At 48.5% G+C, this 14,656-nt stretch carries 14 protein-coding genes; 4 read left to right on the top strand and 10 right to left on the bottom strand.

Features of this window, described 5'->3' with window-relative positions; all coding sequences use genetic code 11:
- Window positions 1–81: 81 nt before the first annotated feature.
- Entirely contained in the window at window positions 82–1,344 is a 1,263-nt protein-coding gene (locus ACJJIK_RS19315) for a 6-phosphofructokinase (RefSeq protein WP_444929865.1), read from the top strand.
- Between the two features lie 55 nt (window positions 1,345–1,399).
- Here ACJJIK_RS19315 and ACJJIK_RS19310 read toward each other — a convergent pair whose 3' ends face one another.
- The 5 genes from ACJJIK_RS19310 to ACJJIK_RS19290 form a co-directional block, all read right to left on the bottom strand.
- The gene (locus ACJJIK_RS19310; RefSeq protein WP_444943604.1) at window positions 1,400–1,771 is read right to left on the bottom strand and encodes a VOC family protein; all 372 of its coding nucleotides are present in this window, start codon (window positions 1,769–1,771) and stop codon (window positions 1,400–1,402) included.
- Between the two features lie 30 nt (window positions 1,772–1,801).
- Complete coding sequence (locus ACJJIK_RS19305) at window positions 1,802–1,990, bottom strand: hypothetical protein (RefSeq protein ID WP_444943603.1); 189 nt, start codon at window positions 1,988–1,990, stop codon at window positions 1,802–1,804.
- Window positions 1,991–2,046: 56 nt separating this feature from the next.
- A complete protein-coding gene (locus ACJJIK_RS19300; RefSeq protein WP_444929862.1) occupies window positions 2,047–2,607 on the bottom strand; it encodes a hypothetical protein in 561 nt (186 codons plus the stop codon).
- Between the two features lie 380 nt (window positions 2,608–2,987).
- Complete coding sequence (locus tag ACJJIK_RS19295; protein WP_444943602.1) at window positions 2,988–3,479, bottom strand: hypothetical protein; 492 nt, start codon at window positions 3,477–3,479, stop codon at window positions 2,988–2,990.
- Window positions 3,480–3,800: 321 nt separating this feature from the next.
- Complete coding sequence (locus ACJJIK_RS19290) at window positions 3,801–4,814, bottom strand: hypothetical protein (RefSeq protein WP_444943601.1); 1,014 nt, start codon at window positions 4,812–4,814, stop codon at window positions 3,801–3,803.
- Between the two features lie 274 nt (window positions 4,815–5,088).
- Here ACJJIK_RS19290 and ACJJIK_RS19285 point away from each other — a divergent pair, with 274 nt between their 5' ends.
- On the top strand, window positions 5,089–6,075 hold the full coding sequence (locus tag ACJJIK_RS19285; protein WP_444943600.1) for a transposase: 987 nt from the start codon (window positions 5,089–5,091) through the stop codon (window positions 6,073–6,075).
- Between the two features lie 230 nt (window positions 6,076–6,305).
- Here the strand turns inward: ACJJIK_RS19285 and ACJJIK_RS19280 are convergent, their stop codons facing one another.
- The 3 genes from ACJJIK_RS19280 to ACJJIK_RS19270 form a co-directional block, all read right to left on the bottom strand.
- Window positions 6,306–6,878 carry an NAD(P)H-dependent oxidoreductase gene (locus ACJJIK_RS19280; RefSeq protein ID WP_444943599.1) on the bottom strand — a complete coding sequence of 191 codons (573 nt, stop codon included), beginning with the start codon at window positions 6,876–6,878 and terminating at the stop codon, window positions 6,306–6,308.
- Between the two features lie 61 nt (window positions 6,879–6,939).
- Complete coding sequence (locus ACJJIK_RS19275) at window positions 6,940–7,293, bottom strand: MerR family transcriptional regulator (RefSeq protein ID WP_444943598.1); 354 nt, start codon at window positions 7,291–7,293, stop codon at window positions 6,940–6,942.
- A gap of 99 nt (window positions 7,294–7,392) precedes the next feature.
- Window positions 7,393–7,659, bottom strand: a complete 267-nt coding sequence (locus ACJJIK_RS19270) for a VF530 family protein (RefSeq protein ID WP_444943597.1) — start codon at window positions 7,657–7,659, stop codon at window positions 7,393–7,395.
- Window positions 7,660–8,059: 400 nt separating this feature from the next.
- Here ACJJIK_RS19270 and ACJJIK_RS19265 point away from each other — a divergent pair, with 400 nt between their 5' ends.
- Both ACJJIK_RS19265 and ACJJIK_RS19260 read left to right on the top strand, forming a co-directional pair.
- A complete protein-coding gene (locus ACJJIK_RS19265; protein WP_444943596.1) occupies window positions 8,060–9,046 on the top strand; it encodes a transposase in 987 nt (328 codons plus the stop codon).
- A gap of 291 nt (window positions 9,047–9,337) precedes the next feature.
- The gene (locus ACJJIK_RS19260; RefSeq protein ID WP_444943595.1) at window positions 9,338–10,105 is read left to right on the top strand and encodes a transposase; all 768 of its coding nucleotides are present in this window, start codon (window positions 9,338–9,340) and stop codon (window positions 10,103–10,105) included.
- 355 nt (window positions 10,106–10,460) lie between these two features.
- Here the strand turns inward: ACJJIK_RS19260 and ACJJIK_RS19255 are convergent, their stop codons facing one another.
- Window positions 10,461–11,408, bottom strand: a complete 948-nt coding sequence (locus ACJJIK_RS19255; RefSeq protein ID WP_444943594.1) for a hypothetical protein — start codon at window positions 11,406–11,408, stop codon at window positions 10,461–10,463.
- Window positions 11,409–11,675: 267 nt separating this feature from the next.
- Window positions 11,676–14,510 carry an ExeM/NucH family extracellular endonuclease gene (locus ACJJIK_RS19250; RefSeq protein WP_444943593.1) on the bottom strand — a complete coding sequence of 945 codons (2,835 nt, stop codon included), beginning with the start codon at window positions 14,508–14,510 and terminating at the stop codon, window positions 11,676–11,678.
- Window positions 14,511–14,656: the final 146 nt, after the last annotated feature.

Genomic DNA, 14,656 nt, shown 5'->3' with positions numbered 1-14,656 from the left:
CTGGCACAGGCCTTAAAACGAGATGCGAGGCGGATTACCGGATCGGAACACTTTCCTATATCTCTAAAACACAGGATAACCATGTCGAAAAAGAACGCCTTCTATGCGCAGTCCGGTGGTGTGACCGCCGTGATCAACGCATCCGCCTGCGGCGTAATCGAAGCTGCGCGTGAAAACCAGGACAAAATTGGCAATGTCTATGCGGGCCTCAACGGTATTCTCGGCGCACTGCGCGAGGAACTGATCGACGTGAGCCAGGAGAGTCCAGAAGATATCGCCGCACTGCGCCACACCCCCTCCGGCGCCTTTGGTTCCTGCCGTTATAAACTGAAGAGCCTGGAAGAGAATCGCGCCGAGTACGAGCGACTGATCGAAGTTTTCAAAGCGCACAATATTGGCTACTTTTTTTACAACGGTGGCGGCGACTCCGCAGATACCTGCCTGAAAGTATCCCAGCTGTCCGAGACCATGGGCTACCCCATTCAGGCCATCCATATCCCCAAAACTGTGGATAACGACCTGCCGCTGACCGACAACTGTCCGGGCTTTGGCTCCGTTGCCAAATATGTTGCCGTCTCCACCCGCGAAGCGGCGATGGATGTCGCCTCTATGTGCGCCACCTCCACCAAGGTATTTATCCTCGAAGTGATGGGTCGCCACGCGGGCTGGATCGCCGCCGCCGGCGCCCTGGCCCAGGAGCAGGAGGGCGATGCCCCCCATATCATCCTGTTCCCGGAAATCGCTTTCGATAAAGAGAAATTCCTCGCCAAAGTTCAGAAGACTGTGGACGAGAAAGGTTACTGCGTGATTGTCGCCTCCGAGGGCGCCCAGTACGCAGACGGCACCTTCCTCGCAGATGCCGGCACCACCGACGCCTTTGGCCACAAGCAGCTGGGTGGTGTTGCCCCGACCCTGGCCAATATGGTCAAAAGCGAACTCGGCCTGAAGTACCACTGGGCCCTGGCAGATTACCTCCAGCGCGCCGCGCGCCATATCGCCTCCGCCACCGATGTCGAGCAGGCCTACGCCGTGGGCCGCGCCGCTGTAGAAATGGCAGCAGCAGGCAAAAACGCCATTATGCCGGCTATTATTCGCGCAGAAGGTGAAGAGTACAGCTGGTCCATCGCAGAGGCACCGCTGTCTGAAGTTGCCAACGTGGAAAAGTTTATGCCGCGCGACTACATCAGCGAAGATGGCTTCGGCATTACTGAAGCGGGGCGCAACTACCTGCTGCCCTTAATCCAGGGCGAGGACTACCCTCCCTATAAAAACGGTATTCCCCAGTACACCACTCTGAAGAAGCAATTGGTAGATAAAAAGCTGGATACCGATTTCGAAGCTTAATCGAAGCGGCAAGCGCTAATAAAAAGCCCCCCGGTAACAGCGGGGGCTTTTTATATTAATCTGGCCGCGCAGCCTCCATATCCGACCAAACCGCAAACTCATTGCCGCAGGGCTCCCTAAAATGAAAGCGCCTGCCACCGGGAAAGGAAAAAATCGGCTTGGCAATTTCAGCGCCATAGCGCACAACTTTTTCCAAGGTACCCTCCAGGTCGCGACTGTATAGCACCACCAGCGCAGATCCACTTTCTGGTGTACTTTTCCGCTCCGACTTAAAAAAGCCGCCATCCAATCCCGCATTGGAAAAAGTACTATACTCCGCACCGTAATCGGTAAAGGTCCAGGCAAAAGCTTCGCGGAAAAATGCCTTGGTTTTATTCAAATCTGTGGAGGGCAATTCAATATAATTTATTTTTTCATACTCTCGCATAAGCTCGTCACTTAATCCTTTTTTCACCGCTTAAACTGTCGGGCGCACCGGGGAGTTCAGCCGCTGAAGACTGATATTTGCCACTGCCAGTGGCACCTCCGGCAGAGAGTAATGGGGGGCGCTTTCAGAGATTAGCGTGCGGGTAGAGAGGCTCTCTTTTAAAGAGTGAGTGCCGGTCCATTCCAGGCTCAAGTCTTTCAATATCTCAACTACCTGCACACCTTTCTCCCCCGCAGCGCTGTAACAAGGCCGCCAACTATCCCTAAATAATTCACTCAACCGATAAACTGCGTCGCTTTGGCCCCATAGGTATAACCGAAATCCCGGCTTTCCGTACCTTCGGCCTGATCCCTCGCCTGTCCTTCATCGCGGCGATTCCAGGGATAATTAAAATGGCTTAACCTGACCATAGATTCAAATTGGTCCGGCTCCCGCAGGGGAATACAGGTAAAGAACAGCCCGTCTAACGGGAAGCGCAATGCCTTTGGGATCTGATTCTGCTTGGCCTCCAAGTCAGGCAAGTAGTTGTTATAGAAATTTTTAATCGATTGGCTGGCCTTCGATCCCCTTCTATTTCTTCCGACAGAATTGGTACCGATAAAGTGCTCTCCCAGGCGCTTTCGCAGGGAACGCCTGTGCTTGCCAACATACATTGGGTAAAAACCCGTCGGATAACCAACCGCATGCAAGCCAAAAGCCGTATTTTGCAAGGCCATATACTTATCCTTTCTAAAACCGATCTCGTAGACACCGGCAGTGTCTGGAGCATCCAGATAGTGGCTCAACGGGCGCAATGGTTCCCACGAAGGCAGATCTTTCCAATATACCTCTATCATTTTTCAAATCCCTTTGGCTAATGGCGCTTAAAATCCCCAGATATTACCCAGCGGACACTTCACAAGCCAAACGGAATCAACCCGCCCAGCAACAAAACTCTAGCCGCTGCCAGGCAATTAAACGGGATATTCACCTGCAACGCTATAGGTCGATAGTTTAATCGCAGCCAATAAAACAACAGAAGAAACAATAAGGCGCCAACAATAGAGAGAGGAGAAAGCGGCCGGCCACCTCCCCCGCCAATCCAGGCTATAAAGGCACTTAATATACCGCGTCATTTATTTTGAAAAACCACCAGACCTAAACACCAATAAAACAACCCCTAATCTATGGAGACATCATTTTTCTCACCCATTTCGCACCCTTAGCTTTTCAAAATTCACCCATCAAAAAATTTTTGATACGAAAATTTCACCAGAGAATCATCACCTCTAAACAATTCAGTTGGCCGCAAGCCAAAAGATTTAAACCTGAAATCAAGCATGGGCTTATAAGAACCCTCATGATAAACCCCTCCATCGCCCCCGAAGCCAGTCAACTCTATGGTCACTATACCCTCGGGCTTCAACAATCTGGCGAGATTACTAAACGCATTATTACTATTCAGAAAGCATTCACCCGCATCACTATAAACATCTATGGTCTCAAAGTGTTCCTCCGTCAAATCGTGACTACTCCACTCTGAACAAATGTCATATTCCAGATCAGGTCGCACATCAAGACTCTCTCGGCTGTCCACTATCAAATAGGGTTTAACCTCATCAAAATAGTATTTAAGAAGCCGCAAATTTCTAACCACCTCAAACTTCCATCTATGCAAAATAAGCCCGTATGTCTTCCCGGGCATTAACCACATGGGTAAAAAAGGCATCTATAGACTCCACTGATAATTATCTACAATTAAAAATTCCGCAAATATAAATATCGAGACACATGTCAGACTGCAACTCTTGAGAGATATAAGGATTTCCGCAAAGTGGCAAATAGATCATCTGCCAGCTTAAAAGTCAGCGCTATCACAGGATAGTGCAGCGACTCCCCAAACATCTCTATAGAGCATTTCCCCTTAACTCAAAGGTAGATCACAGGGATATTGAGTTAAATTGAAATTTCGTAATTTACTGGAGCAGCCTGTGGCCCCTCTAAATATAAGCGGACCTTACCAGAGCGTTTTCTCTCCACAACCTTCATATTATTTTTTGGTTAACTCTGATTTCGTTCTCATTTTAGCCATTTTATTTTTTTGGACAGTTAATTTTGACCCCACTCTCATTTTGGCCATTTCGACTCTTGGCACCGTTAGTTTTGGCTCCGCCTTCATTTTGGCCACCTCGACCTTTGCTGCACTTAACTTCGCTCCGGCTCTCATTTTGGCTACTTTTTTTCTTGGGCTAACTACTTTTTGCTGCACTCCCATTTTGGCAGCAAATCCTTCTAGCTCAGCCTTAAACTGATTCACTTGTGATACCAAGCTGGCAACTGCCCCGGATATAAGGTCGGCAGTTATAGGTGCACCCGTCAAATAACTTCCAGTGAGCCGGGGTGGTGCAGATACACCACCATGGTTTTCTCCAAAAAAATTGACAGGGAGCTCAGAAGGACAACGATTAGGATATAGCATCCACGTATCCCCTTGATAAACCTCCTTAACGGTGGAGAAAAAATCTTCACTTCCATTCAAATCCTCAGCCATCAAAGCCTCCCTCCTAACCCTTTGCTCGTCAAAATCATTCCAGGGATAATAGAACATCCCCAACCTCTTTAGAGCCTCAAAGTGTGCTGGATTTTTCAGAGGAATATAAGTAAAGTACAGGCCATATTTTAAAAAACCATACCCTGCTAACCCAAAATAACCACCAGCAATATCCCTATACACCTCCAGGTAATCTCTAATATTTTCATTACAATTGCTATTCGCTGGGTAATAACAATCTGCTATACCGCAACACCCTCTACCTTGATCCTTCCCGACAAACATTGGGATAAACGCTTTTGGGTACTCACGGCCATGTATCTCCTCCGGAGCAAAACTTTGCTGAACCACAGCCCCGCTCACGATAAAACCTATCTCGTAGACATAAAACTTATCCTTTAGACCTAAAAAATTCTCAGGTTCCAGCCTGCGCGGAACACTCCATTTAGGGGTTTTAAGCTTATTTATATTATCATTCCAGTCCTTAGCTTTTCCTAAGTTTACTCTCGCCATTTCTCCATCTCTTTAATTAACAGAATTTAATCCATCAATATCATCCGAATCCCCAACCCAAACATTCACACACAGTGCCACATCCCCAACCCCAGCCACAAGCCATTCCCTCTCTAAAAAACAGCAAGCCGCCAAAACGGCTGACGAGCCTCAATTTGACCGAGAGAAGCTTTCTTAGGTAGCCATCAAAGTCGTAGCTATAAACGCCATCCATATTGACACGACAGAATTCAAAGAATTAAATACTGTATATAAATACAGACAACAGAGACCAATGCCCTTACCCCGCAGCGCCCAAGTTTCCCTAGAGGCAACCCCCTACTACCACTGCGTATCTCGATGTGTACGCCGAGCATTTCTGTGCGGTAGGAATAGGCAATCCGGCATTGACTATGAGCATCGCCGTGAGTGGATTGAGTCAAGAATGCACAAGCTGGCTCGAGTATTTGCACTAGATATCGCAGCCTATGCCGTAATGAGCAATCACTACCATATCGTGCTCTATATTGACAAAGAAGCCGCGCAGGACTGGTCGGATACTGAAGTGATTCTCCGCTGGCAAGAGCTATTCAAAGTTTCCCACCTGGCCCAGCGCTTCATACGAGGGGCCTCGCTAGATCGCGGCGAAAAGGGAAAACTCAAAGAGTTGATAGATCTATGGCGGGAACGCTTAATGGATATTAGCTGGTTTATGCGCTGCTTAAATGAATCCATCGCCCGCCAGGCTAACGCAGAAGACAATTGTACCGGCCGCTTTTGGGAGGGTCGTTTTAAATCTCAGGCCCTGCTCGATGAAAAAGCCCTTGCCGCCTGCATGGCCTATGTCGACCTTAATCCTATCCGTGCCAACATCGCTAAAACGCCAGAGGATTCTAATCACACTTCGATACAGCAACGTATTCGTGCAGCAACCTCAGGGGACCAACCCAAAGATCTGCTACCCCTTGTGGGCGGCGAGCGTCTGAATATGCCCAAGGGGCTGCCCTTTCAGCTAGATCACTATTTGGAACTGGTAGACTGGAGTGGCCGACACTTAGACCCCAAAAAGCGTGGCGCGATTTCTGAAGACACGCCCCCAATTCTCAATCGGCTGGGTATCTCAGCAAAACATTGGCTCTATCTCAATCGAAACTTTGAAAGCCGCTTTAAAGGCCTGGTGGGATCGGTAGAGGCTGTACGACAAGCCTGTATTCAACTCGATAAACGCTGGGCACACGGAGTCAGTGACTGCCGGCGCTTCCTATCTGCTCCATCAAGCTAACCCCTATAAATCCCCAACATCACTCTTCCTGACTTTTTATCCAAACCCACTATTTCACCCTCAAAATAGAACCCCAATCTACTTGCTCTATTTCATAGGGTTTAATTCAAAATTAGAAAGAAATATCTGCCAAAACCGACTTCTGGAGGAGATTCCAGCACCGCCCTGAGCACCGCCCTCCAATCTATGAGCTCAAGCTCAACTGATAACGTGTAGTTAGTTACCGTACATTATTTACAGCTAGCGCCCAGCTCCTTTACGGTTTCCAGCCAAGTTTCCTGTTGATCTTTATCAGACATAATAACTGACCCAAAGAGATTAACAGCCGCTTTAAATACACCACAGTATTGCAGTGTATATCGGTCTAGCTGCTCTATTATAGGTTTTGCCTGCTCCATTAAAAATTCATCGGGTGCATCCATTGTTAAAATTATCCTTGATGTTTTACCCTTTAGTAACTGTACTGGCTCAGAGTTATCTCCCTCAAATTTAAAGGTAAATCCAGGGAGAAACGTTCTATCAATCAACCCTTTGAGCTTACTTGGCAAACCACCCCACCAAATGGGTGATATTATTACAATGTGCTCAGCCCAAAGAAGTGCTTGTTGGAAGTCAGACAGGCAGCCTTCCAAGGATTGGCTATCATCGTAACCAAACTCCAAATTTGAATTGAAATCCATCTCTGAAAGATTATAGCGGCGGATCTGAGCCCGCTGCACAGCCTCAGCTCCATAAACATCACTCAGTCTTTTCGAAAGGCTATTCTTTTTCGGGTTACCATTTAATATCAAGATATTTTTCATCGCTTCACTCTCTTGGTTAATGAATCGATGTAAATTCTACGGTCTCCCCCTAAGGGGAGAGTCAAGGTGTTTTATGGCAAGAATCAATTGAAGCGATACATTGCTCTACTTTTTTAGCCTTAATGGAAAGCGATTCCAAATCAGACTCAATCTTACTTTTCACGTCCTTCAAAAAGACACTGATACGAGTCCAGTCAACTTCCCCATTGTCATATCTAATCACATCTTTTAGCTCAGCCAAAGTGACCCCAAGAGCCTTTGCCTCTGAGATCAAGTTGAGCACTTCAATATCTTCTTCTGTATAGATTCGATACCTACCTTGCCTTTTAGGAGGTGCGATTAACCCTTTTTCTTCATAGAATCTAATGGCTTTTATAGTGAGATTCGTTTTTTTTGACACCTCACCTATAAACATAAAAGTATCCTACCTATAATTAGGAGAAGAATGATTTTCATTACACTCCTCTACTCCACCACCGACGATGCAAGCCCCACACAACTATGTTTCATACTATTATTTCTCTTTACTCTGCCAAATGCTAGACTCTTCCCTCGGAGACTGTCTTTCAAATGTTGATATATACAAGTCTTCAACCTTGTCTCTAGCCCATCGTGTCTTACGTAAAAACTTCAGCGATGATTTTATTGACGGATCATTTTTAAAGCAATTAACATCAATTCTTTGAACTAAACCATTCCACCCGTAGTGCTCAACCAATCTAGTAACAATCTTCTCCAGAGTGACACCATGCAATGGATTATTCGGTTGCTCTTTGCCCATGTTAACAATACTCCAGAATTAAACTTAGAATTTTCAGAATATAGTGCCTTTATTTTAAGCCTTAAGCGAGCATTATTTAGATATTTTCATGATGCCTGCATTCAACTCTGAAGCACATCGCTCTTTAGGCTGCTGCGGCAGCCGTATATTCTCCCATGACTTGTTTTGGGGTTTTATAGCCCAACATCTTTCTCGGACAATTGATCCTACCCATCAACGACAAACACCCTCTTAAGCGATAAACTACGCAGCAGAGGTGCTCTATGACAAGACCAAGTAAAAGTCGTCTGGACAGCCATAAAAGTCGGCCATCAAAGTCGTAGCTATAAACGCCATCCATATTGACACGACAGAATTCAAAGAATTAAATACTGTATATAAACACAGATAACAGAGACCGATGCCCTTACCCCGCAGCGCCCAGATTTCCCTAGAGTCAACCCCCTACTACCACTGCGTATCTCGATGTGTACGCCGAGCATTTCTGTGCGGTAGGGATAGGCAATCCGGCATTGACTATGAGCATCGTCGTGAGTGGATTGAGTCAAGAATGCACAAGTTGGCTGGAGTATTTGCGCTAGATATCGCAGCCTATGCCGTGATGAGCAATCACTACCATATCGTGCTCTATATTGACAAAGAAGCCGCGCAGGACTGGTCGGATACTGAAGTGATTCTCCGCTGGCAAGAGCTATTCAAAGTTTCCCACCTGGCCCAGCGCTTCATACGAGGGGCCTCGCTAGATCGCGGCGAAAAGGGAAAACTCAAAGAGTTGATAGATCTATGGCGGGAACGCTTAATGGATATTAGCTGGTTTATGCGCTGCTTAAATGAATCCATCGCCCGCCAGGCTAACGCAGAAGACAATTGTACCGGCCGCTTTTGGGAGGGTCGTTTTAAATCTCAGGCCCTGCTCGATGAAAAAGCCCTTGCCGCCTGCATGGCCTATGTCGACCTTAATCCTATCCGTGCCAACATCGCTAAAACGCCAGAGGATTCTAATCACACTTCGATACAGCAACGTATTCGTGCAGCAACCTCAGGGGACCAACCCAAAGATCTGCTACCCCTTGTGGGCGGCGAGCGTCTGAATATGCCCAAGGGGCTGCCCTTTCAGCTAGATCACTATTTGGAACTGGTAGACTGGAGTGGCCGACACTTAGACCCCAAAAAGCGTGGCGCGATTTCTGAAGACACGCCCCCAATTCTCAATCGGCTGGGTATCTCAGCAAAACATTGGCTCTATCTCAATCGAAACTTTGAAAGCCGCTTTAAAGGCCTGGTGGGATCGGTAGAGGCTGTACGACAAGCCTGTATTCAACTCGATAAACGCTGGGCACACGGAGTCAGTGACTGCCAGCGCTTCCTATCTGCTCCATCAAGCTAACCCCTATAAATCCCCAACATCACTCTTACTGACTTTTTATCCAAACCCACTATTTCACCCTCAAAACAGAACCCCAATCTACTTGCTCTATTTCATAGGGTTTAATTCAAAACTAAAAAGAAATAGCCGGCATAACTGGCACCCAAAGACACTGCCAGCGCCATTCTCCAATCTATGGGTGTCTTATTTTGTTTTTATGTGTTTTTATGGGTGTCTTATTTTGTTTGTTTTTATGGGTGTCTTATTTTGTTTTTTATTTTGTTTTTATGTTAGGTGTCTTATTTTGTTTTTATGTTATTTTGTTTTTACAAAGAAGCCGCGCAGGACTGGTCGGATACTGAAGTGATTCTCCGCTGGCAAGAGCTATTCAAAGCTTCCCACCTGGCCCAGCGCTTCATACGAGGGGCCTCGCTAGATCGCGGCGAAAAGGGAAAACTCAAAGAGTTGATAGATCTATGGCGGGAACGCTTAATGGATATTAGCTGGTTTATGCGCTGCTTAAATGAATCCATCGCCCGCCAGGCTAACGCAGAAGACAATTGTACCGGCCGCTTTTGGGAGGGTCGTTTTAAATCTCAGGCCCTGCTCGATGAAAAAGCCCTTGCCGCCTGTATGGCCTATGTCGACCTTAATCCTATCTGCGCCAGTATCGCTAAAACTCCAGAGGATTCTGATCACACTTCGATACAGCAACGTATTCGTGCAGCAACCTCAGGGGGCCAACCCAAAGATCTGCTACCTCTTGTGGGCGGCGAGCGTCTGAATATGCCTAAGGGGCTGCCCTTTCAGCTAGATCACTATTTGGAACTGGTAGACTGGAGTGGCCGACACTTAGACCCCAAAAAGCGTGGCGCTATCTCAGAAGACACGCCCCCAATTCTCAATCGGCTGGGTATCTCAGCAAAACACTGGCTCTATCTCAATCGAAACTTTGAAAGCCGCTTTAAAGGCCTGGTGGGATCGGTAGAGGCTGTGCGACAAGCCTGTATTCAACTCGATAAACACTGGGCACACGGAGTCAGTGACTGCCGGCGCTTCCTGTCTGCTCCATCAAGCTAATCCCTTTAAATCCCCAACACCACTCTTCCTGACTTTTTATCCTAATCTACTATTTCACCCTCAAAATAGAATCCCAATCTACTTGCTCTATTTCATAGGGTTTAATTCAAAATTAGAAAGAAATATCTGCCAAAACCGACTTCTGGAGGAGATTCCAGCACCGTCCTGAGCACCGCCCTCCAATCTATGGGTGTCTTATTTTGAACCCACTATTTCACCCTCAAAATAGAACCCCAATCTACTTGCTCTATTTCATAGGGTTTAATTCAAAATTAGAAAGAAATATCTGCCAAAACCGACTTCTGGAGGAGATTCCAGCACCGCCCTAAGCACCGCCCTCCAATCTATGGGTGTCTTATTTTGTTTTTATTTTGTTTCTTCTTTCAGCCATCTCTCTATAAATCTTTTCCCTCTTTAACTTATCCTCCAACTTACGACTAAACACACTCGCCGACACCTTCTCGCCCCCACCAATATTTACACTGGATTTTTTCTTCCTATCATCAATAGGATCCTGAAAAAGCCTCTCCTTAAATTCCTTCCTCTCTGCATTCGCCTTAACTCTTCTCGAATTTTCATCACGTTGAACTTTTGAGAGATCCGCAATCAATAAGTTGAAATCATCATGCACATCAGAGGGATCCAGCATCATCTTCTTCCCTGAAACAATATCCCTGCACCCCTTACACTGTAGCATATCTTCTTCAGCGGTTTTAGCCTCATACAAAACCTTTAAATCTAGACTCCCCTCAGATAACAGCAGCTCTCTATTTTTAGGTTGATCTACTTCATTCCAAGGATACCTAAAAAGCCCCAACCTGAGAGCTTCAAATTTATCTGGCTCTTGCAAAGGGATATAAGTAAAATACAACTCCGAAAATAAATACGTATAATCACGCAAGACCCCACCATTTAATTTAGTCAAGGCTTTCTCAACCTCACACACTCCAAGTTCCCTAATAAATTTCTCCATATTATAGTATGTCGATATACATTTATTAACTTTACTTTTAATGTCATTGTTCTTATGATAAGACTCCTCACAATGATGCCTCAAACGTTCTCGTATAGAAATCTTATGCTTACCAACATACATTGGCATAAAGCCTGACGGATAGTTATAACCCGATATCCACGGGGGGGCATCCTTCTGATAAGAGTGACGCCCTGGTAGACGAAAGCCTATTTCGTAGACCCCCCCCGTGCAGGGAGCTTCATCAAACTCATCTAGAAAATTAGGCCCAGTCCATCGAGGCAAAGGCCTTTCATTAGCGTCAGAGATTTTTTCTTCGTTTGATTTCAAAGTTAGCGTCACCGTTTAGCGCCTCTTTAATTAATAGAATTTATCCCATCACCCACCAATAAAAACCACCACCCAAATCACCAAACAGAATATCCACCCACACACTGCCACACCCAACCCCCACCCACAAGCCACTCCCCCTCCTAAAAAAACAATAACCCGCCAAAAATAAAAACAGACAAAAGAAAACGGCCGGACACCTCCAAAAGGTATCCGGCCGCCCAATAAAAAATCGAATTATTTATGCTTAACGATGCTCAATCCGCGCTAAAACAGCGGGCGAATCTCAACTTGGCGATAGGCTTTATCTTCACTGCCCAAATCATCTTTCACTGTCAGGGCTATTTCATAACTGCCTGCGCTAGCATAGCGATGCAGGGCCCAGGGACCGGCGTGGCTGTTGCCATCGCCGAAATCCCACTCGTAGCTCAGACTGCCATCGCCGGCGTAACTGCTGCGGTCTTCCACCCATACCCAGCGCAGGAAACTGTGTATTTTAAAATCCGCCTGGATATCAGCAAGCGCTGCCACCCGCACAGTTTGTTCAGCCGTAGAGACCGCACCGCGATCGTCTTCGACTTGCAAAGTAACTACATAGGTCCCCGCAGCGGCGTAACTGTGGCTGGGGTTTTGCTCAGTGCTGCCGCTGCCATCGCCAAAATCCCAGGCCCAGCGCACGATATTGCCATCGCTGTCGATACTGCTGTCGGAGTAGCTCACGGTAAAACCCTCAACACCCCAAGCAAATCCGGCCTGCGGCTGCAGATTGTCGGCGCGCAAATCCAGCTCAAGCACCAGCGGATCATGGTCTGATGCGCGGAATGCATCGGCAGAGTAAAGCGTTTGCACCTGCTCATCGGTTTTATTTTCGGTGTTGTAATCCAGCACGCGGGGCTCGTCGGCATTGATATGCCAGTCGACCGCGCCGGTTACCAAAGGCGCCAGGGCGGCACTGGCGAGGGCGTGATCCAGATAGCCGGACTCACCGCTATAAACATAGGAATAGGCCTCAGCCCCGCCAAACTCCGCCAGCAAGTCGGTATAACCCGCATCCTTTAATGTGGTGATGGGATTTTCCCGCGCGTAGCTATTGAGGTCGCCGAGTATCAGCACGCGCTCGGTGCCGCTGTTGCTGGGATCGGTATCGATCCAGCTAAGCAGGGCGTCCGCCGCTGCCGTGCGCAGGGTATTCCAGCAGCCCTGGCCATCGCCCTGGTCATCGTTCAGACTGCCGTCACCGGGGCAGCTGCCTTTCGATTTAAAGTGATTGACCACCACCGCCAGCATCTCACCGCTGGACAGCTCGCTAAAGGTCTGCAACAGGGGCTGGCGGTTGGCATCATCGAAGGGGTAGCTATCGGTTGTCGCGGCGGCCCCTACGGGCACCACCCGGTCGCTGCGATAAATCAGTCCCACCGCAATTTCATCGCTGCCCAGTTGCGCAAGGTCCGGATGAATAAATTGATAGTGCTCGCTGCCTATGGCGGCGTTGAGACCGTCAATCAAATCCCGGATTGCACTGTCGGAACCGTAACCGTCGTTTTCAATTTCCATCAGGCCGATCACGTCGGCATCCAGGCCGAGAATAGCGGAGATAATTTTATCTCTCTGGCGCAGGAATTCCGCTTCGCTGTCGGCGCCCCGGGCAGTCGGGAAGCCCGCGCCGTTGCCGTCGCCATTGAAATAATTCAGCACATTGAAGCTGGCAATTTTCAAACTGCCCACACCGGGTAGTTGCGGAGCGCTTTCGCGCGGGTTGGCCGCAACAAAATCCGGCGCTGTTACCGGGTGGATACGATAATTCCCGTAGCTATACCCGATAACACCGCGCAGCCCCGCGACGGTATCGCCATTGCGCAAGGTATTGCTGGCACTGAGACCGGATACCGGGTAGGGCACCCGCTCTGGGTTTTGCACATTGGAGCCGTCATCCAGTATGAGCTTGTTCAGTTCGTTAGCGCTGTCTTGGGCTGCGGCCGCCGCGCCGGGCTCATTGTTGTGAGTGGGGATATAGCGGCGGCCATTGGCCAGGGTCACTTCGCCGTAGCGGCCCAGGTTGTAGTGATCGTTCACCGTCAGCGCCTGCGGGAACTCCACCAGCATGCCCTCGTATTGCTCTGGCACTTCGGCAGCGCTAAACGGCAGGGACAGCTGCTCGGCCGTCACTTGGTAACCACTGCCACACACGGCAACAGCATCGACCTCATCCAATTCGGTAAAGTCGTAGTACTCGGTGACCACCCCGGCAACCCGCACCAGATCGCCCACTTGCACCGCTACGCCAAAGCCTTCATCGTGTACAAACAGGCCCTCAGACGTATTGAGCTGGCCATCCTGATCACCGTCTTCCTCTTGCAAAAAGAAGCCGCCGAGGCCGCTATTGGTATCTTGAAAAGCGCCGACAACCACCGCTTCAATTTCGTGGCGCTCGCCTTGCAAGGCGCTGGCAAAACCGTTCCCCTGCACCTGGCTGATCAGCGTGGAGGTGTCGCCACATTCGCCGAATACAACATCGCCATCGTCGTCACCACCGTCCTCTTCGCCGTGCCAGCCGAGGTGGGAAAAATCGTCCAGGCCCGCACTGGACCACTGCGCTGCGGGATCAAAAGCCGCGCTGCCATTGGTGCGTCCCGCAGTCACACTGAGGTCGCGAATCAATGTTTGATTCTGGGTGCCCAGGCTGCTGTCGCCCCACTGGCTGCCGGGATCAAAGCCGATTTGGCCGATAATATCCACAGCCCCGCCGGGGCCATGCAGGGCCACCGCATCGTCGCCGTTAAACAGGCCACTGGTATAAATTTGATCGGCGAGCGACAGGATTGAAGGGTCGGCACTGCCGTGGGCCAATACGTACACATCGCCATCGGCCAAGCTGCCACTCAGGGCAATTGCCGCAGACGCACTGGTGGCACCATTAAAATAAATTTCAATACTGTAATCACTCAGGTCCACCGCCGCACCGGTGCCATTGTAAATTTCCAGGGCCTTATTGTTGCTGCTGCCCTCGATATATTCAGAAATAATGAGGTCGCTGGCTTGGACCTCTTCAGCCAAAAGTGGTAACGCCAAAGCCGCAATGGCAGCCAAGCCAAATTCTTTCATAATTTTTCCTTTAGGTTGTACCCGGTACTGATCGAGTGGCGCAAAGAGTGGCGATTAATTTCTAAAATTCGATGAATGAAATATGAAATTTAAATTTCAGATCTGTGACAGAAAATCTATATCGCCACGGGTGCAGTGGGCTCAAG

The sequence above is a fragment of the Microbulbifer regidiadema (SeqCode) genome (genome assembly GCF_052466995.1).
The sequence above is the reverse complement of the archived record's forward strand: the minus strand, read 5'-3'. Positions and strand labels throughout refer to the sequence as shown.